The sequence below is a fragment of the Streptomyces sp. NPDC001536 genome, from assembly GCF_042894505.1.
GTDB lineage: Bacteria > Actinomycetota > Actinomycetes > Streptomycetales > Streptomycetaceae > Streptomyces.
The window spans coordinates 35,351-53,864 of sequence record NZ_JBIAVQ010000011.1 but is presented as its reverse complement, the minus strand read 5'-3'; the positions used below and the strand labels follow the sequence as shown (position 1 = coordinate 53,864).

Genomic DNA, 18,514 nt, shown 5'->3' with positions numbered 1-18,514 from the left:
GTACGCGACGACGCGAGCATCATGACGGCGGACCCGGGACGCGACGAGCGAAGGGGCGAGCGAGCGATGGGGACCGAGACCGTGCAGACGACGGTGCGACCCGTGCGGAGCAAGAGCCACGGCCGGGTGATCGTCGACTGGCTGACCACCACCGACCACAAGAAGATCGGCCATCTCTACCTGATCACGTCGTTCGTGTTCTTCCTGGCCGGCGGTCTCATGGCGCTGCTGATGCGCGCCGAACTCGCCCGGCCCGGGATGCAGATCATCGACAACCAGCAGTTCAACCAGATGTTCACGATGCACGGCACGATCATGCTGCTGCTGTTCGCGACCCCGAGCTTCGCGGGCTTCGCCAACGAGCTGATGCCGTTGCAGATCGGCGCTCCCGACGTGGCCTTCCCGCGGCTGAACATGCTGTCGTACTGGCTGTTCCTCTTCGGCGGTCTGATCGTGATGGGTTCGCTGCTCGTGCCGTCGGGGCCCGCGGCCTTCGGCTGGTTCGCCTACGCGCCGCTCAACAGCATGGAGCGTTCGCCCGGCATCGGCGCCGACCTGTGGATCATGGGGCTGGCGCTGGCCGGCTTCGGCACGATCCTCGGTGCGGTCAACTTCATCACGACCATCATCGGGATGCGCGCGCCCGGCATGACGATGTTCCGGATGCCGATCTTCACCTGGAACACGCTGTTCACGTCGATCCTGATCCTGATGGCGTTCCCGGTCCTCGCGGCCGCGCTGCTCTGTCTGGAGGCGGACCGCCGGTTCGGCTCGCAGGTGTTCGCCTCGGCCAACGGCGGGGCGCTGCTGTGGCAGCACCTGTTCTGGTTCTTCGGCCATCCCGAGGTGTACATCATCGCGTTGCCGTTCTTCGGCATCATCACGGAGATCCTGCCGGTCTTCAGCCGCAAGCCGCTCTTCGGCTATCTGACGCTGGTCGGGGCGACGATGGCGATCACCGGGCTGTCCGTGGTCGTGTGGGCGCACCACATGTTCGTGACGGGGGCGGTGCTGCTGCCCTTCTTCTCGTTCATGAGCTTCCTGATCGCGGTGCCGACCGGTGTGAAGTTCTTCAACTGGACCGGGACGATGCTCAAGGGCTCGCTGTCCTTCGAGACCCCGATGCTGTGGGCCACCGGCTTCCTGGTGACGTTCCTGTTCGGCGGTCTGACCGGGGTGATCCTGGCCTCGCCGCCGCTGGACTTCCATGTCTCCGACTCGTACTTCGTCGTCGCGCACTTCCACTACGTCGTGTTCGGCACGGTCGTGTTCGCGATCTTCGGCGGCTTCTACTTCTGGTGGCCCAAGTTCACCGGGAAGATGCTCGACGAGCGGCTCGGCAAGATCCAGTTCTGGACGCTGTTCATCGGCTTCCACACCACGTTCCTGGTGCAGCACTGGCTGGGCGCGGAGGGCATGCCGCGCCGCTACTCCGACTACCTCGCCGCCGACGGGTTCACCGCGCTCAACACGATCTCGACGATCGGCGCGTTCGTGCTCGGCATCTCGACGCTGCCGTTCCTGTACAACGTCTGGAAGACCGCCAAGTACGGCGAGAAGGTCGAGGTCGACGACCCCTGGGGCTACGGCCGTTCCCTGGAGTGGGCGACCTCCTGCCCGCCCCCGCGGCACAACTTCACGACGCTGCCGCGGATCCGCTCCGAGTCCCCGGCGTTCGATCTGCACCATCCCGAGTACGCGGCGCTGACGTCTCAGCCCGAGCCAAAGAGCGAGCAAGCCGGTCCCGAGCCGTCCTGATCGCCTCGGTCAGCTCGGCGGGCTCCAGCACCTCGAACTCGAAGCCCATCAGCATCACGTGGATCACCATCACGTCGAGGCTCGCGGCGCCGGTGCGCAGGATGCAGGCGTCCGGCCCGTCGGCCTCCAGCTGCCCGGCGGAGGGCGAGACACGCTCGACGGCCTCTTCCAGGGGCACCAGGAGCCGTACGACGGCGTGCGCGGCGTACGCGCGCGTGGAGACGCCCCGGGAGACGAACGCGGCGAGGTCCTCGGCCGGGGGTGTGCGCGGGGTGAAGCGGGGGCCGTGCGGCGGCCTGGGGGTGATGCGGTCGACGCGGAAGGTCCGCCAGTCGTCGCGGTCGAGGTCCCAGGCGACCAGGTACCAGCGCCGCTCGGTGCACACCAGGCGGTGCGGCTCGACGGTACGGCGGGTGGGGTCGCCGTTGTGACTGCGGTACTCGAAGCGCAGGCGTTCGGCGTCCCGGCAGAGGTTGGCGAGCTCGGTCAGCACGGCCGGGTCCACGGCGGAGGGCTGGGGGCCGCGCAGCATCGGCACGGTGAAGGCGTTCAGGGCGCCCACGCGGCGGCGCAGCCGGCTCGGCAGGACCTGCTCCAGCTTGGCGAGGGCCCGCACCGAGGTCTCGCCGATGCCCTCGATGCCCTGCCCTGCTGCCGTGCGCAGCCCCACCGCGACGGCGACCGCCTCGTCGTCGTCCAGGAGCAGCGGCGGCAGCTCGGCGCCCGCGCCCAGCTGGTAGCCGCCCCCGGTGCCGGGGCTGGCGTTGACCGGATAGCCCAGCTCGCGCAGCCGGTCGACGTCCCGGCGCACGGTGCGCGGGGTGACGCCGAGGCGTTCGGCGAGGTCGGCGCCGGACCAGTCGCGGTGGGCCTGGAGGAGCGAGAGCAGGCGCAGCAGTCGTGCCGAGGTCTCCAACATGGATCCGAGTCTGGCAGGCATTGCGGACAGTCGCTGTCCGCAAGGGTTCCTACCGTGGACTCATGGCAGACAACAGCGTGCACAGCTACCGGATCGACATCCCCCAGGCACAGCTCGACGAGCTGCACACCCGCCTGGACCTGACCCGCTGGCCGGACGAACTGCCGGACGCGGGCTGGGAGTACGGCGCCTCACTGCCGTATCTCCGCGACCTCGCCGCCCACTGGCGCAGCGGCTACGACTGGCGCAAGCACGAGGCGGCCCTCAACGAGATCCCGCAGTACGTCACGGAGATCGACGGCGCCCAGGTGCACTTCCTGCACCTTCGCTCGTCCGCGCCGGACGCGCTGCCGCTGATCCTGACGCACGGCTGGCCGGGCTCGATCATCGAGTTCCTCGGCGTGATCGAGCGACTGAACGACTTCCACCTGGTCATCCCGGCCATTCCCGGCTTCGGCTTCTCCGGCCCCACCCGCGAGAAGGGCTGGAACGTCAACCGGGTCGCCCGCGCCTGGGCCGAGCTGATGCGCCGGCTCGGCTACGAGCGGTACGGCGCGCAGGGCGGCGACCTCGGCGCCCTGATCTCCCCCGCACTGGCCCGTATCGCCCCCGCGTCGGTGATCGGCGTCCATGTGAACGCCGCGTCGGTCGGCTTCATCCCGCTCGGCCCGGTCAGCGAGGAGGAGCGGACCGGGCTCAGCGACCGGGAGCTGCGGAGCCTGGCGAGCATCGCCGAGTTCACCACCGACGGCTTCGGCTACAACGCGCTCCAGTCCACCCGCCCGCAGACCCTGTCCTACGCGCTCACCGACTCGCCCGTCGGCCAGCTCGCCTGGATCATGGAGAAGTTCCAGGCGTGGACGCACTCCTCGGCCGCGCTGCCCGAGGACGCGATCGACCGGGACACGCTGCTCACCAACGTGATGCTGTACTGGCTGACGGGGACGGCCGGTTCGGCGGCCCGCATGTACTACGAGAACAGCCACGTGGGCGACTGGTTCCCGGTCACGAACTCCGGTGTGCCCACGGCGGTGGCCAACTTCGGCGAGGACGTGGCGATCCGCCGCTGGGCCGAGCAGGCCAACACCCTGGCCCGCTGGACGGAGTTCGAACGCGGCGGCCACTTCGCGGCCCTGGAGGTCCCGGAGCTGCTGGCCGCAGACGTCAGGGAGTTCTTCGGCTCGCTGCGGTGAGCGCGGTGGGTCAGTAGGGCAGTTGCGGCACGTCGAAGCAGGTGTCGTCCATGTCGCCCTGCGACACCCATCCCTTGCCGTCCTGCCACCGGGCCACCGACAGACACGTCCTGCGCGTCGTCGGTGGCTCGGCCGACCGGTCGAACCGGACGGGGACCAGCAGCCCGTCGGCGGTGTAGTCCTCGCCGCGGTTCATGAACGCGTCCACGCACGCGCGCGTGACATCACCGCCGCTCTTCGCACAGGACCCGGCGGCCTCCGTGAACCACATCGCGGCCGCCCAGCCCTCCAACTGCCACTGGGAGTGCGTCTCCAGCCCCTTCGTGGCGTCCCGGAACTCCCGTACGGCCTCCTGGCCGGTGTCCTCGTAGTTGCGGCTGGACCCGGTGGCCCACAGGGCGTTGCGGCAGCGCGGGGAGTCCTTGTAGTCGTCGGGGACCGTGGAGCTCCAGTTCTGCACATTGGTGACCTTGGCGGTGACCCGCACGCCGACGTCGTCCATCGCCTCGCACAGCTGGGCGTTGCCGTGCGAGTCGATGGCGTCGAAGACCAGGTCGGCCCCCTGCTCCTTCAGGTCGGCCGCGACGGCACGGAAGTTGGGCAGCGCGAAGTCGACCTGCTCGCTCACCACCTCGTAGCCCTCGGCCTCCAGCCCCCGCTCGACGAGCCGGGCGTAGGCGGCCGAGGCGGCCTGGTTGTACGAGACGACGGCGGCGGTGCGGGCCCCGTGCTCGCGCTTGAAGTAGCGGTAGACCTCGGTGCCGCCGTACTGCTTACCGTTCCACCCCTTGGTGCCGTCGCGGGGCGCGAGGCTGCCGTAGATGCCGTACAGATGCGGATAGGTGTCGTAGGCGGCCCCGATGGGCTGGCCGCCGATGTCGGGCACGCGCGCGCGGGAGACGCGGGAGGCGCCCGCGTAGTCGAGGGCGGTGGTGGCGACGAGCGCCACCACCTTGTCCTCGTCGATCAGTTGGTGCACACAGGTGTTGTTGCCGACACCGCTGCCGCCGTCGTCGCACTCACGGACCTCCACGCGGCGCCCGTCGATGCCCCCGCGCGCGTTGAGCCGGTCGAAATAGGCCTTGGCGCCGTCGCGGGGGCCGACGAAGGTGTCGCCGCCGACCGGGCTGGTGGCGCTGGTGATGATGCCGACGCGGATCGGAGTGCCGCTGCTCCGCGCGGGACTGGCACGCCCCCCTTCGAAGTCGCTCTCCGGCAGCCGGCTGCCGCAGGCCGCGCTCAGGGCGAGCAGCAGCACCGCGGCGACGGCCTCAGCAGCCCGGGAGGGCCGACGCCGACGCATTGCCGCTCAGCGCGACCAGGGCGCACAGCGTGCTGACGGACACCTTCCAGGTGCCGTCGTCCTCGACCGCGGTCCCGGTGGTGTTCGGCAGGGCGGTGGCGCCGTTCATGAGCAGTGCGTACGTCACGGTCGCCTTGGTCGGCGAGGTGAACTCCACCTTGGTGACCTGCGCCTCGACCTGTCCGCCGCGCTCGTCACCGCTGAAGGCCGCCATGACCGGGCCCATCGCCTCGCCGTTCTCCAGGACGGTCTGCTTCTCCTTCGTGGAGGTCTTCGGGTCGAAGAACTTCTCCCAGTTCTCCTTGACCTCCTTCTCGGCCGCCGCCTGGTCGGCGGGGCCACTGGCCGGTGCGCTCGTCTGCGGCGCGCTGGTCGTCGTGTCCGGGGTCGGGGTCATGGACGGGGTCTCGTTCCCGCCGCTGTCGTCGCTGCAGGCCGTGAGGGACGCCGCGAGGACGAACACCACCGCCACCAGCCCTCGGCTGACGTTCCCCCGCCTGAGGTCGCTCCCGAGAACCATCTGGCTCACCACCGGGTGTCGGTCCGGGCCATGAGCGCCCGGTGCTTTCAGGGTCAGCTTCCAGAGGGCATAGTGCAAGCCATTGGCTGACATGGACAGACACATGACACGTGGGAGCCGAGATGCGGACAGGCCGACTGCGGACCGTGCACCCCGTTCTGTGGGCCGGCTGGGCCGCGCTCGCCGCGGGTGCGGTGCTGTGCGTCATCGGCTGGTACGGCGTCTCCGGCGAACGCTATGCCGAACGTCAGCTGCCCTACCTGGCCTCCTGCACGGTCCCCGGCGCCGCGCTGATCATCGCCGGGGCGGTGCTGCTCGCGCACGGCCGCAACACGATCGCCGCGCTGCGCGTGGAGGAGCTGTACGGCCTCCTGGTCGCCACGGAGCCCGCGGACGCCGAGGAGCCCGGCCGGGCCACGGCGCCGATCGCCGTCAGCGGGGACCTGTTGATGGTGCCCGGGGGCACCCTGTGGCACCGCGCGGACTGCCCGCTGGTCTCCGGAAAGGTGGAGGCCGTGCCGGTGGACGCCAAGCTGGTGGCGAGCGGCGAGTTGGGCCCCTGTCCCATCTGTGAGCCCGCCGAAGAGACCGACTGATGTCGTCCCTCACGTACGACCTGACCCTCGCCGGTCTCTCGGTCGGCAGCGCCGCCGCGCTCACCGGAATCGGCCTGATCGTGACGTACCGCGCGACGGGTGTGCTGAATTTCGCGCACGGGGCGATCGCGATGGTGTGCGCGTTCGTGCTGCGGCAGTGCGTGGTGGAGTGGGGCTGGCCCCTGTGGGCGGGCGCCACGCTGACGCTGCTGGTCCTGGCGCCAGGCCTCGGCGTGGTGCTGGAGCGTTTCGTCTTCCGTCCGCTGTCGGTCCTGGGCGGCGACCCGGCGCAGACCCTGGTCGCGTCCATCGGGGTGTTCGTGCTGCTGGTGGGCGGGGCGGCGCTGGTGTGGGGGCAGGGGGCGCGGGACGACGCGCCGGAGCTGGTGTCGGGGGACCCGTGGGGACAGCTCGCCGTGGTGCTGGTGCTGGCCGTGGGGGTCGGGGCGGTGATCCGCTGGACGCGCTTCGGGCGGGAGCTGCGGGCGGTGGTGGACGACCGGCAACTGGCCGTGCTGGGCGGGATCGACGCGGACCGGGTGGCCGCGGCGGGCTGGGCGTTCGGCTCGTTCACGGCGGGCCTGACGGGCGTGCTGCTGGCGCCGTTCGTGCGCCTGGACCCGTACGGTCTGCCGCTGCTGGTCATGGAGGTCGTGGCGGTCGCGGTGGCGGCGCGGATGCGCAGTCTGCCGGTCGCCGTGGTGGTCGCGCTGGGCATCGGGGTGGCGCAGAGCCAGCTGACGCGGCTGCATCCGTCGGGCTGGGGCGAGCCGTTGCTCCAGGCGGTGGGGGCGAACCTGTTCGTGGTCGCGCTGCTCGTCGCCGCGCTCGTGCTGCCCCGCATCGGCACGCGCGACGCGCTCCCGCGCACGGCCACCGCGCGCGTGGCGACGCCGCCGGGTGCGTGGATCGTGGCGGTGGTCCTGTTCCTGCTGCCGCTCGGCTTCGCGGGCTCGGATCTGCATACGTCGGTGCAGGTGCCGGCGCTGGGCGTGGTGCTGCTGTCGCTGGTGGTGGTGACGGGCAGGGGCGGCCAGATCTCGCTGGGCCAGGCGGCGTACGCGGGCCTGGGCGCCCTGTTCACGGCGCTGCTCGCGGCGGGCCGCTTCCCCGGACTGCCCCGCCTTCCCGAACTGGCCGCGCTCGCGGTGGCCGTCGTGCTGGTGGCGCCCCTGGGCCTGCTGACGGGCTGGCCCGCGATCAGCCGCCAGGGCCTGGCGCTGGCCCTGGCCACCTTCGCGGTGGGCGTGGGGGTGAGCCGCTTCGTCTTCGCCCAGCCGTACGCCACCTCGGGGCTGTCGCTGGGCCGCCCGTCGGGCTTCGACGGCGACCGGGCCTACTACGTCCTGGAGTTGGCGCTCCTGGCGGCGGCCCTCCTGGCTACGCGCCTGCTCCGCACCGGCCGTACGGGCAGGGCGCTCGCGGCGATGCGCGACCATGAGGCGGGTGCGTCGGCGGCCGGCGTCCAGGTCCCGTCCCTCAAGCTCCTCGCCTTCGTGGCGGGCGCCGCGCTGGCCGCCCTCGGCGGCGGCATGCTCGGCATGGGCCTGCGCGCCTTCGACCCCGGCGCCTACGACCCCGTCCGCGGCCTGCTGTGGTTCGCCGCCGTGGTGGTCCTGGGCGCCGACAGCACCCTGGGCGCCCTGCTGGCAGCGGCACTTCTGGTGGGCCTGGACGCGGGCGCGAGGGGCGGGATGGCGGCGGCGTTGATCGGCGTACTGGCGGTCCTGGTCGGGCGTTTCCCGGGCGGCCCGTACGAGGCGTTGCGAACAGTGGCGGCGAGACTGCGACTGCGGCGCGGAGCGGTACTGACACCGCTCGGGGAACGGGTGGGGACGAGGCTTGCCGCGGCCGCCGACGGCGCTGCACCCCCACAAGGGCCACCCGCACCCGCCGACGAGACTGTCACGGGTCGTGCGGGTGGGAAACCGAAGGCGCGCCACGACGCGCCCGCACCCACGCTCAAAGCTCGCAACCTGCAAGCCCGCTACGGCAGTTTCACCGCCTTGGACGGAGTCGACCTCGACATCACCCCAGGAACGGTCACCGCGATCATCGGCCCCAACGGCGCGGGCAAGAGCACCCTGTTCCACTGCCTGGCCGGCACGCTCCGCCCCACCAGCGGCAAGATCCTCCTCGGCACCCGGAACATCACCCGCCTCCCCGCCCACGCCCGCACCCGCCTCGGCATCGCCCGCACGTTCCAGCAACTCGCGGTCTTCCCCTCGCTGACGGTGTCCGAAAACGTCCGCGTGGGAGCCGAACAGGGCCATCTCCCCGACCCCACCGCAGTGGAGCGAACCCTCCGGCTCCTCACCCTGGACGGCCCCCTCCGAGACCTCCCCGCCGCCGCCCTCCCCACCGGCACCCTGCGTCGCGTGGAACTCGCCAGAGCCCTCGCCGGCAGCCCCCGGGTCCTGCTCCTCGACGAACCGGCCGCCGGCCTGGACACGGCCGAAGTGACCGCCCTGGCCCGCGTGCTGAAGGCCCTCGCCGCCGACGGCACGGCCCTCCTCGTCGTCGAGCACGACCTCGACCTGGTCGCCGACCTCGCCGACGTCGTGCACGTCATGACGGCGGGCCGCATCGTCGCCTCGGGCCCGCCCGACCACGTCCTGGACACCGCGTGGACGGCCGCCCCGTGACGATCTCCCTGCGCCACGCGCGCGTGCGCTACGGCCCGCTGGAGGCCCTGCACGGCGTCACCCTCACCGCCCCGGGCCCCGGCCTCACCGTCCTGCTGGGCCGCAACGGCAGCGGCCGTACGACCGCCCTGCGCGCCCTCGCCGGCACCGTCCCGCTGTCCGGCGGCGCCGTGGTGTGGGACGGCACCGACGTGACCCGCGTGCCCGCCCACGAGCGCGCCCGGCGCGGCCTGTGCCTGGTCCCGGAGCGGCAGGCGGTGTTCGGCTCGCTCACGGTCCGCGAGAACCTGGCGCTCGCCTCACCGTCGTACGACGCGGCCCTCGACGCCTACCCCCAGCTCACCGCCCTGCTCCCGCGCCGCGCCGGCACCCTCTCCGGCGGCGAGCAGCGCATGCTGGCCCTGTCCCGAGCCCTGCTGGCACGCGCGCGCGTGGTGCTCGTCGACGAACCGGCGCAGGGCATGTCGCCGACGGTCGCGGCCCGTACGTACGAGCTGTTGAGCGGGCTCGACGCCTGCGTGGTCGTCGCCGAGCAGCGGTTGCCGCCCGTCCTGCGCGACGGGACGGCCGTCGTGTACGAACTGCGCCGCGGCACGGTCGTGTTCAGCGGAGAGGCGGCCGAACTGGACCCGCCGACAGGGGCGGACCGAACACGGCCGAGCCCCGGGTAGCGCTCTTCGACGCCTTCGGGATGACCAGCAGCGTGCCCACGTTCAGCCGGTCCGGATCGCCGCCGATCATGTCCTTGTTGGCCTCGTACAGCGCTCGCCAGCCGCCCTGGATGCCGTACTTGCGGGCGATCGCCGAGAGGGTGTCGCCAGGTTTCACCGTGTGCATACGGCCCTTGAGCCCGTACCGCTTCGAACAGACCGGCCAGGCCTCCCAGCCCTGGACGGCCAGCACTTCCTGGGCGACGGCGATCTGCTGCTCGCGGGTGGCGAGGTCCGCGCGCGGGGCGTACTTCAGGCCGCCGAACTCCTCCCAGGTGGGCTGCCAGAACTGCAGTCCGCCGTAGAAGCCGTTGCCGGTGTCGGCGTCCCAGCGCCCGCCGCTCTCGCACAGCGCGACACAGCTCCAGGGCCAGCCGTCGAGGGCACAGGCGTACGGCACGGAAACGGGCGCGGGAGCGGGGGCCGGGGGCGGTGGGACCGCGTACGCCGGGGCGGGCGCCGCTCCGGCGAGCAGACAGACGGCGGCGAGGAGGAGTGTGATCGGCATGCGGTACATCGGCCCACGCTAGGCAGGGCGTCGCGGACCGCCGCCGAGGCACGGCGGAAGGTGCCAGGGGCCCCACCCGGTCGGCGGACCGGCCGGGCGGGGACCCGTGCCCGGGAGGGGGGAGCTTCTCAGAGTTCGAGTCGCTGCCCGGGCACGATCATGTCGGGATCGTCGCCGATGACGGCCTTGTTGGCGGCGTGGATCCGCTGCCAGGTGGTCCCGTGCCGGGCGGCGATGCCGCTCAGCGTGTCTCCCTTGCGGACGGTGTAGTCGCCGCGGGACGCGCTGCGGTCCGTGTGGCTCTGGGAACGCGCCGGCGCCTTCGACGGCTTGGAGGGGGCGGCCTTGGTGGTGGCCGAGCCGGAGGAGACCGAGGGGGCGCTGCCGTATGCCCCGGCCCGGGCGGAGCAGGTGGGCCAGGCGCTCCACCCCTGGGCGCGCTGGACCTTGGTGGCCACGGCGATCTGCTGGGACTTGCTCGCCCTGTCCGCCGTCGCCGCGTAGGCGCCGCCGCCGTACGCGCGCCAGGTGGAGGCGGAGAACTGAAGGCCGCCGTAGTAGCCGTTGCCGGTGTTGATGTGCCAGTTGCCGCCGCTCTCGCACTGGGCGATGCGGTCCCACACTCCGTCGTCCGCCGCCGCGGCGTTGCCGGTCGCGGCCAGCAGTCCGAGAGGGGCGAGCAGGGCCGCCCCGGCGAGAACCGCCGTCGTACGCGTCTTACGAACGTTGTCGCGAGTGGTATCGGCACATTCGGACATGTGATTCCCTCTCGAAGGACCCGGGGTCCCCCAAGGCGGGGCGCGCTCCCTGCGCAGGGGCAGGGTCGTCGCGCTCCGCCCCGTCCGCCGGAGGCTGGTGCTGCGAGCCGGCTGTGGTGCGGCCGGCGGACGAACCCGAGCGGTGCTCGTTGCACACGGCCGAGGAATCTATGGAGGGCGACCGCCCGGTATCAACCAACTGCTTGTCACTCCAGGCCAGTTCGCCGTTACCGCGGGTATCGACTTTTTTCGGCCACCCACTTCATTCGCCGATTTCCTGATTTGTCGACCAGTCGGCCTGATGACCTGTGACCCACTTCACGCAACCAACTTCCTTGGATTTCCTAGCAATTGACGTTGAGTGCCCGATTCCGGACCCGGCGTGACCCTGTGCGCCGGATGGTTCGATTCCGTTCGCTCTGGAGCGTGACTCCCGCCACAGATCACCCGTTGTCTTCTTCATGAGCCCGGGACCCACCCGGGCACCGCTTCCCGAGGGAGTCACCCGTGCCGCGCATGCTCGACGTCAGCGACGAGGTTCGCGCCGAGATCGGCGACGATGAGGCCGACCGGCTGCTCGCCGGAGAGAACGCCCCCGGCAGTTACGACTGCACGTCCTGCCGCACCCCGGGCGACTCCGAAGCGGAGCGCACCAGCACCGTTCTGTTCATCGGCGACGAGACCGCCGTCCTCGCCTTCGCCCACGCCACCTGTCTGCCCTCGCAGATCGTCCAGGTCACCGAGGAGCAGCTCCAGGGAGCCGTGCGCTCCATCAGCGGCGACCGTGTCGACGCCGACCCCGAGAAGGTCGTACCCGAGCAGGCGGTGCTCGGCGTCACCAGCGGACTCGTGCTGATCGTCGGGGAGTTGCACCCGGCGCTCGTGGTCGAACCGACGGCCCCCATCGTGCGCCCCGGCTCGACCGACACCGGCGACGACTTCCTGCCGCTCCTCATCGAGCAGGGGTTCATGCCGGTGAGCGAACTCACGGAGGTGCCGCCGGTGCTGCACGGGTGGTCGGTGCTGCTGGCGATGGGCCAGCTGCACGCGGTACTTCAGCCGTCGGCCACCGGCGGGCAGCCGGTCGCGTGGTGGCAGGCGCATCAGCCGCTCCAGGTGACCGAGAGCTGGCGGGCCGCCGCGAACAAGCACCAGCAGGTGCTGATGTTCGCGGCGCCGGTGGGCTCGATCGGGCGTCAGCCGCGCGAGGATCTGCTGCGGGACGCGATCGACAAGGCTGCGGCGAACGGGAAGTTGGTTGCCTCGGCGCTGCCGCTTGCGGGGACGTGATATCGACTGATGGGCGGGGGCCGCTCGTTCGTCGGCGACTGCGGGTGGTACGTGGTTGCTCGCGCAGTTCCCCGCGCCCCTAAAGGGCGCTCCCGGGACCGCATCTCATGATGCTTGGTGTCGTTTGGACATACGTGCACACCTACGACGTTCCCCGCCGCCAGTCCTACCAGTCGATCCCGTCCTCGCGGCCGACTCCGGACCCGCTGTGCGGCCCATCGGCCACGCCGATCTACGACGCGCTCTACGCCGAGTACGTCAAGTCGTTCCGCTCGCTGCCGGGTGACCGCAGTGGCGAGGAGGAGCTGGGGTTCACCGCGTTCGGGAGCCTTTCGCAGGACTCGTACGGCGGTCACCGGCCGGGGTCGTTCAGCAGCTCGTACAGCGCCTACAGCGCGGGCGCGCACAGTGCCCGCGTCGGGCAGCAGCAGTCGCAGTGGCAGCGCGTCGGGCAGATCGGGCAGCACGGCACGATGGTGCAGCAGGTGCCGGCGCTGCCACCCGGCCCGCGGCGCGGCTTCTGACGAGACACAGGAAGGGCGGCCCCCGACGGGGGCCGCCCTTCCTGTGTCTCCGCGCCTACTTCTTCTTCGCGCCGCGCTTCTCCCGCACCCGCACCGAGATATGGATCGGGGTGCCCTCGAAGCCGAACTCCTCGCGCAGCCGGCGCTCGATGAAGCGGCGGTAGCCCGCCTCGATGAAGCCGGAGGCGAAGAGCACGAACCGCGGGGGCTTGGTGCCGGCCTGGGTGCCGAAGAGGATGCGGGGCTGCTTGCCGCCGCGGATCGGGTGCGGGTGGGCGGCGACCAGCTCGCCGAGGAAGGCGTTCAGGCGGCCCGTCGGAACACGCGTCTCCCAGCCGGCGAGCGCGGTCTCGATCGCCGGGACCAGCTTCTCCATGTGTCGGCCGGTGCGCGCCGAGACGTTGACCCGGGGCGCCCAGGCGACCTGGGCGAGCTCGGTCTCGATCTCCCGCTCCAGGTAGTAGCGGCGCTCCTCGTCGAGGGTGTCCCACTTGTTGTAGGCGACGACGATCGCACGGCCCGCGTCCACCGCCATGGTCACGATGCGCTGGTCCTGCACCGAGATGGACTCGGAGGCATCGATCAGGATGACCGCCACCTCGGCCTTCTCGACGGCGGCCGCGGTGCGCAGCGAGGCGTAGTAGTCGGCGCCCTGCTGGAGGTGGACGCGCTTGCGGATGCCGGCGGTGTCGACGAACTTCCAGGTGACTCCGCCGAGTTCGATGAGCTCGTCGACCGGGTCACGGGTGGTGCCCGCCATCTCGTTGACGACGACGCGCTCCTCGTTGGCCACCTTGTTCAGCAGCGAGGACTTGCCGACGTTCGGGCGGCCGATGAGGGCGATACGGCGCGGGCCGCCCACCGCGGTGCCGAAGGTCTGCTCGGGGGCCTCCGGCAGGGCCTCCAGAACGGCGTCCAGCATGTCGCCGGTGCCACGGCCGTGCAGCGCGGAGATGGGGTGCGGCTCACCGAGGCCGAGGGCCCACAGGTAGGCCGCGTCGGACTCACCGCTCTGGCCGTCGACCTTGTTGGCGGCCAGCACCACGGGCTTGCCGGCCTTGCGCAGCAGTCGTACGACCGCCTCGTCGGTGTCGGTCGCACCGACCTTGGCGTCGACGACGAACACGACCGCGTCGGCGGCCTCGATCGCGTACTCGGCCTGCGCGGCCACGGAGGCGTCGATGCCGAGGACGTCCTGCTCCCAGCCGCCGGTGTCGACGACCTTGAAGCGCCGGCCCGCCCACTCTGCCTCGTAGGTGACGCGGTCGCGGGTGACGCCGGGCTTGTCCTCGACGACGGCCTCGCGACGGCCGATGATGCGGTTCACCAGAGTCGACTTGCCGACGTTCGGGCGGCCGACGACGGCGAGCACCGGGAGCGGCCCATGACCGGCCTCCTCGATCGCGCCCTCGACGTCCTCGACGTCGAAACCCTCCTCCGCGGCGAGCTCCATGAAGTCCGCGTACTCGGCATCGCCAAGCGCTCCGTGGTCGTGCTGCTCGCCCGAGCCGTCGGAGTGGATGTGGTCGTTCATGAAGTCCGTACCTCGTCGTTCATCGTGGTGATCGGTGGACCTCCCGGTTTCTCCGGTTTGATCCACTACTTAGTGTCGCCTAGCGCCCGGTCAGGCGCCTGGCGTTTTCCAGGTGCGCGGTGAGCTGCTTCTGGATGCGCTCGGTCGCCTCGTCGAGCGCCTTGCGGGTACGCCGCCCGCTGCCGTCGCCCGCTTCGAACGGGTCACCGAAGACCACGTCGACACGGCTGCGCAACGGAGGCAGCGCCTTTATCAACCGTCCAGGCCGGTCGGAACTTCCCAGCACGGCGACCGGGACGATCGCGGCGCCGCTGCGGACGGCGAAGTACGCGAGCCCGGCGCGCAGCGCGGCGAAGTCGCCCTCACCGCGGGTGCCCTCCGGGAAGATCCCGAGGACACCGCCGGCCGAGAGCACGTCCAGGGCCTGGGTGATGGCCGTGCGGTCGGTGCCCGACCGGTCGACCTTGACCTGTCCGATGCCGAGCAGGAACGGGTCGAGCGGGCCGATGAACGCTTCCTTCTTGATCAGGAAGTGCGCCGGCCGGGGTGCGACACCCATGACCATGGGGCCGTCGATGGCGTGGGAGTGGTTGACGGCGAAGATCACCGGGCCGGTCGCGGGCACCTTCCAGGCGCCCAGCACCCGCGGCTTCCACAGCCCGTACATCAGGCCGACGCCGATACGCCGCCCGACCTCGGCTCCCCGCTCCGAAGGCACGGTCACTTCCCGGCCCGCTTCTCCTCGACGAGGGTGACGACACACTCGATGACCTGGGTCAGCGTGAGCTCGGTGGTGTCCACCTCGACCGCGTCACCGGCCTTGGCGAGCGGCGAGGTCTTCCGGCTGGAGTCGGCCGCGTCCCGCTTGACCAGGGCCTCGCGGGTGGCGTTGACGTCCGCGCCCTTCAGCTCACCGCTGCGCCGGGCGGCACGCGCCTCCGGGGAGGCGGTGAGGAAGATCTTGAGGTCGGCGTCGGGCAGCACGGTCGTACCGATGTCACGGCCCTCGACGACGATGCCCCGCTCCGCCGAGGCGGCGATCGAGCGCTGCAACTCGGTGATCCGCGCCCGCACCTCCGGCACCGCGCTCACCGCGCTGACCTTGGAGGTGACCTCCTGGGTGCGGATCGGACCGGCGACGTCGGTGCCGTCGACGGTGATCGTCGGGTCGGCCGGGTCGGTGCCGGAGACGATCTCCGCCTTGCCGGCGACGGCGGCGATCGCGGTCGGGTCCTCGATGTCGATCCCGTTGGTCACCATCCACCACGTGATCGCCCGGTACTGGGCGCCGGTGTCCAGGTAGCTCAGACCGAGCTGCGCCGCGACAGCCTTCGACGTGCTCGACTTGCCGGTGCCGGAGGGACCGTCGATGGCGACGATCACGGGCTGGGCGGCGCCGTTTTCCACGGGAGGACACCTTCCTGGTGCGGTGTGGTGGGGAGAGCGGGGCGCGATGGGGCCCCGCACAAGGGTACTGGCTCGCCGACGGCCTCTTTACTGGCGGATGGCCCAGCCGCGCTCCCGCAGGGCCGCCGTCAGGACCGGCGCCGTCTGCGGTTCCACCATCAGCTGCACCAGACCCGCCTGTTGCCCGGTCGCGTGCTCGATGCGCACGTCCTCGATGTTGATCCCGGCCCGTCCCGCGTCCGCGAAGATACGGGCCAGCTGGCCGGGCTGGTCGTCGATGAGGACGGCGACGACCTCGTACGTGCGCGGGGCGGACCCGTGCTTGCCGGGCACACGCACCTGGCCCGCGTTCCCGCGCCGAAGCACGTCCTCGATGCCCACGGCGCCCTCGCCGCGCTTGGCCTCGTCGGAGGACTGCAGGGACCGCAGCGCCCGCACCGTCTCCTCGATGTCGGCGGCGACGTCGGTGAGCAGGTCGGCGACCGGACCGGGGTTCGCGGAGAGGATGTCGATCCACATCCGGGGGTCGGACGCGGCGATCCGGGTCACATCACGGATGCCCTGGCCGCACAGTCGTACGGCGGCCTCCTCGGCGTTCTCCAGGCGCGCGGCGACCATGCTCGACACCAGGTGGGGCATGTGCGAGACGAGGGCGACGGCGCGGTCGTGGGCGTCGGCGTCCATCACGACCGGTACGGCACGGCAGTGCGAGACCAGTTCCAGGGCGAGGTTCAGCACCTCGGTGTCGGTGTCCCGGGTCGGCGTCAGCACCCAGGGGCGGCCCTCGAAGAGGTCGCCGGTCGCGGCCAGCGGGCCGGACTTCTCGCGGCCGGACATGGGGTGCGTGCCGATGTAGGCAGCCAGGTCGAGGCCGAGCGCCTCCAGCTCGCGGCGCGGTCCGCCCTTGACGCTGGCCACGTCGATGTAGCCGCGGGCCACGCCCCGGCGCATGGCGTCGGCGAGCACCGCGGCCACATGGGCGGGCGGGGCGGCGACGATCGCGAGGTCGACGGGCCCCTCGGGCGCCTCGTCGGTGCCGGCGCCGAGCGCGGCGGCGGTGCGGGCCTGCTCGGGGTCGTGGTCGGTCAGGTGGACCTGGACGCCCCGGCCGACCAGCGCCAGCGCGGCGGACGTGCCGATGAGGCCGGTGCCGATGACGAGTGCGGTTCTCACTGGGCAATGTCCTTGCGCAGGGCGGCCGCGGTGCCCAGGTAGACGTGGTTGATCTCGGTACGGGAGCGGTCGGACTCTATGTGCGCGAGGATCCGCACGACGCGGGGCATGGCGCCCTCGATGTCGAGTTCCTGGGCGCAGATCAGCGGGACGTCCACGATGCCGAGCTTGCGGGCGGCGGCCGCCGGGAAGTCGCTGTGCAGGTCCGGCGTGGCCGTGAACCAGATGCTGATCAGGTCGTCCGCGGTGAGGTCGTTCCGCTCCAGGACGGCGGTGAGCAGCGCTCCGACCTGCTCGTCCATGTGACCGGCTTCGTCCCGTTCGAGTTGGACGGCGCCCCGGACCGCTCGTACCGCCACGGCTCTGCTCCTCGCTGATGTACGGCTCTTGGTGCATCCAGCCTAGTCAGCCCGCGTCGGGCCGGTGTGTGCCGCCCGCCCGCTGAGACACCTACAGGTTCTGCCGCCTGGCGAGCTCGTCGAGGCCGGCCGGCACCTGTCCGCCCGGCGTCAGTCGGTCGACTGCCTGCGGCAGCACCTGGGCCAGCTCGTCCGCGGCCTTGTCCGGGGAGACGCCCGTCTTGTCGGCGACCTGCTGGAGGGTGTCGTCGGGCAGTGCCTGCTGGATCTGCGCGCCGGTCACGGACTGGTTGGCGCCGGTACCGACCCAGGAGTCCTTCTGTTCGGCGAGGCCCGACCTGGCGAGCGTGTCGAGCAGCCCGCCGAGCGGGTTGTTGCCGTGGCCGCCCTGTTTGCCGAGCGCGGAGAGCAGCGCGCCGAGCATGTCGGCCCCGCCTCCCTTGCCGCCTCCGAGAAGCCCCCCGAGCAGTCCCCCTATGTCGTTGCCCGCCATGTCATGCCTTTCACGAGGCGCCGGATCCTTGCCAATGTCACCCGGACTGCCCCATTCCGCTACCTGGGACGAGAACGCGCCCGTGCGCCTCTGGACTCAAGGCCCCGGGTCCGCTCTCATGGCAGGAAGCTCGCCTCGGGGGAGGCCCGTAATGAAGCGTTCCGGACCGCTGTTCACCCTTCTCGCGGGTCTGCTGGTGGGCCTGTTCATGCTGTCGCTGAACGCGACCACAGGTGAGAAGACCACGTCGTCATCGGTGCAGGAGTCACCGAGCACGAAGGCGTCGCCGAGCCCGACTCCCACGCGGACGAGCCCCTCTCCTTCTCCTTCGCCGTCGAAGGTGCCCGTCCCGGACGCCGACTACGCGGGCCGCACCGACGACGACTCCTCCGCGATCGCCGTGACCGTGCGCGACCGCCGGGCGATCGCGTACTTCTGCGACGGCCGGGACAAGGAGTCGTGGCTCAAGGGCGACGTCGAGGACGACGGCACCATGAAGCTCACCGCCAAGGACGGCGCGCGACTGAACGGCACCCTCAAGGAGGGCAAGCGGATCAGCGGCACCGTCGACATCGGTGGCGGGCACTACACCTTCACCGCCGACAAGGCGATCAAGCCGTCCGGCCTGTACCGGGCGACGGCCACCGTGCGCGACGCGAAGTTCGACGGCGGCTGGATCGTGCTGAAGGACGGCAGCCAGGTCGGCATCCTCAAGAAGGACGGCAAGCCCTCCCCCGCACCCGAGATCGACCCGGAGACCGGTGTGGTGACGGTCGACGGACAGCAGCTCACGGCCCGCCCCGTCACCCCCTGAACTCCAGTCC

Annotated in this window: 18 protein-coding genes and 1 pseudogene; 8 read left to right on the top strand and 11 right to left on the bottom strand. The window is 71.4% G+C overall.

The window, feature by feature from the left end; genetic code table 11:
* Positions 1-21 precede the first annotated feature (21 nt).
* A pseudogene (gene ctaD / locus ACFY0U_RS28235) lies at positions 22-1,593 on the top strand (cytochrome c oxidase subunit I); the annotation flags it as partial.
* 43 nt (positions 1,594-1,636) lie between these two features.
* Here ctaD and ACFY0U_RS28230 read toward each other — a convergent pair.
* Positions 1,637-2,677, bottom strand: coding sequence for a helix-turn-helix transcriptional regulator (locus tag ACFY0U_RS28230; RefSeq protein ID WP_388640431.1), 1,041 nt, complete (start codon positions 2,675-2,677; stop codon positions 1,637-1,639).
* 62 nt (positions 2,678-2,739) lie between these two features.
* Between ACFY0U_RS28230 and ACFY0U_RS28225 the strand changes: the two genes are divergently transcribed.
* The gene (locus tag ACFY0U_RS28225) at positions 2,740-3,870 is read left to right on the top strand and encodes an epoxide hydrolase family protein (RefSeq protein WP_388640429.1); all 1,131 of its coding nucleotides are present in this window, start codon (positions 2,740-2,742) and stop codon (positions 3,868-3,870) included.
* Positions 3,871-3,880: 10 nt separating this feature from the next.
* On the opposite strand, the gene ACFY0U_RS28220 is transcribed toward ACFY0U_RS28225, so the two are convergent.
* Both ACFY0U_RS28220 and ACFY0U_RS28215 read right to left on the bottom strand, forming a co-directional pair.
* Complete coding sequence (locus ACFY0U_RS28220) at positions 3,881-5,173, bottom strand: ABC transporter substrate-binding protein (protein ID WP_388640427.1); 1,293 nt, start codon at positions 5,171-5,173, stop codon at positions 3,881-3,883.
* On the bottom strand, positions 5,142-5,693 hold the full coding sequence (locus ACFY0U_RS28215) for a hypothetical protein (protein WP_388640426.1): 552 nt from the start codon (positions 5,691-5,693) through the stop codon (positions 5,142-5,144). The genes ACFY0U_RS28220 and ACFY0U_RS28215 overlap by 32 nt, the downstream gene beginning before the upstream one ends.
* A 122-nt stretch (positions 5,694-5,815) precedes the next feature.
* Between ACFY0U_RS28215 and ACFY0U_RS28210 the strand changes: the two genes are divergently transcribed.
* Genes ACFY0U_RS28210 through ACFY0U_RS28200 form a run of 3 tightly spaced genes read left to right on the top strand, consistent with a single transcriptional unit; the run spans position 5,816 to position 9,605 of the window.
* Positions 5,816-6,289, top strand: coding sequence for a hypothetical protein (locus ACFY0U_RS28210; protein WP_388640424.1), 474 nt, complete (start codon positions 5,816-5,818; stop codon positions 6,287-6,289).
* Complete coding sequence (locus tag ACFY0U_RS28205; RefSeq protein ID WP_388640422.1) at positions 6,289-8,934, top strand: ATP-binding cassette domain-containing protein; 2,646 nt, start codon at positions 6,289-6,291, stop codon at positions 8,932-8,934. Before ACFY0U_RS28210 ends, ACFY0U_RS28205 begins: the two co-directional genes overlap by 1 nt.
* Positions 8,931-9,605: an ATP-binding cassette domain-containing protein gene (locus ACFY0U_RS28200; RefSeq protein WP_388640419.1), complete on the top strand. Its 675-nt coding sequence runs from the start codon at positions 8,931-8,933 to the stop codon at positions 9,603-9,605. Before ACFY0U_RS28205 ends, ACFY0U_RS28200 begins: the two co-directional genes overlap by 4 nt.
* On the opposite strand, the gene ACFY0U_RS28195 is transcribed toward ACFY0U_RS28200, so the two are convergent.
* A complete protein-coding gene (locus ACFY0U_RS28195; RefSeq protein ID WP_388640416.1) occupies positions 9,538-10,161 on the bottom strand; it encodes a transglycosylase family protein in 624 nt (207 codons plus the stop codon). The two genes, ACFY0U_RS28200 and ACFY0U_RS28195, sit on opposite strands and share 68 nt — an antisense overlap.
* A gap of 119 nt (positions 10,162-10,280) precedes the next feature.
* Positions 10,281-10,910: a transglycosylase family protein gene (locus ACFY0U_RS28190; protein ID WP_388640414.1), complete on the bottom strand. Its 630-nt coding sequence runs from the start codon at positions 10,908-10,910 to the stop codon at positions 10,281-10,283.
* 507 nt (positions 10,911-11,417) lie between these two features.
* On the opposite strand from ACFY0U_RS28190, the gene ACFY0U_RS28185 reads away from it, so the two are divergent.
* Together ACFY0U_RS28185 and ACFY0U_RS28180 are read left to right on the top strand one after the other, a co-directional pair.
* Positions 11,418-12,200, top strand: a complete 783-nt coding sequence (locus ACFY0U_RS28185) for a hypothetical protein (protein WP_388640411.1) — start codon at positions 11,418-11,420, stop codon at positions 12,198-12,200.
* Between the two features lie 134 nt (positions 12,201-12,334).
* Positions 12,335-12,724, top strand: coding sequence for a hypothetical protein (locus tag ACFY0U_RS28180; RefSeq protein WP_388640408.1), 390 nt, complete (start codon positions 12,335-12,337; stop codon positions 12,722-12,724).
* 55 nt (positions 12,725-12,779) lie between these two features.
* Here the strand turns inward: ACFY0U_RS28180 and der are convergent, their stop codons facing one another.
* The 6 genes from der to ACFY0U_RS28150 all read right to left on the bottom strand — a co-directional run bounded on the left by der (position 12,780) and on the right by ACFY0U_RS28150 (position 17,690).
* Complete coding sequence (der, locus tag ACFY0U_RS28175; protein ID WP_388640405.1) at positions 12,780-14,258, bottom strand: ribosome biogenesis GTPase Der; 1,479 nt, start codon at positions 14,256-14,258, stop codon at positions 12,780-12,782.
* Positions 14,259-14,337: 79 nt separating this feature from the next.
* Complete coding sequence (locus ACFY0U_RS28170) at positions 14,338-15,021, bottom strand: lysophospholipid acyltransferase family protein (RefSeq protein WP_388640402.1); 684 nt, start codon at positions 15,019-15,021, stop codon at positions 14,338-14,340.
* On the bottom strand, positions 14,979-15,665 hold the full coding sequence (gene cmk / locus ACFY0U_RS28165; protein ID WP_388640400.1) for a (d)CMP kinase: 687 nt from the start codon (positions 15,663-15,665) through the stop codon (positions 14,979-14,981). Before cmk ends, ACFY0U_RS28170 begins: the two co-directional genes overlap by 43 nt.
* 87 nt (positions 15,666-15,752) lie before the next feature.
* Complete coding sequence (locus ACFY0U_RS28160; RefSeq protein WP_388640397.1) at positions 15,753-16,838, bottom strand: prephenate dehydrogenase; 1,086 nt, start codon at positions 16,836-16,838, stop codon at positions 15,753-15,755.
* A complete protein-coding gene (gene aroH, locus ACFY0U_RS28155; protein WP_046256736.1) occupies positions 16,835-17,197 on the bottom strand; it encodes a chorismate mutase in 363 nt (120 codons plus the stop codon). The genes ACFY0U_RS28160 and aroH overlap by 4 nt, the downstream gene beginning before the upstream one ends.
* 91 nt (positions 17,198-17,288) lie before the next feature.
* Entirely contained in the window at positions 17,289-17,690 is a 402-nt protein-coding gene (locus tag ACFY0U_RS28150) for a YidB family protein (RefSeq protein WP_388640394.1), read from the bottom strand.
* Between the two features lie 151 nt (positions 17,691-17,841).
* Here ACFY0U_RS28150 and ACFY0U_RS28145 point away from each other — a divergent pair, with 151 nt between their 5' ends.
* Positions 17,842-18,504, top strand: a complete 663-nt coding sequence (locus ACFY0U_RS28145) for a hypothetical protein (RefSeq protein ID WP_388640391.1) — start codon at positions 17,842-17,844, stop codon at positions 18,502-18,504.
* Positions 18,505-18,514 lie beyond the last annotated feature (10 nt).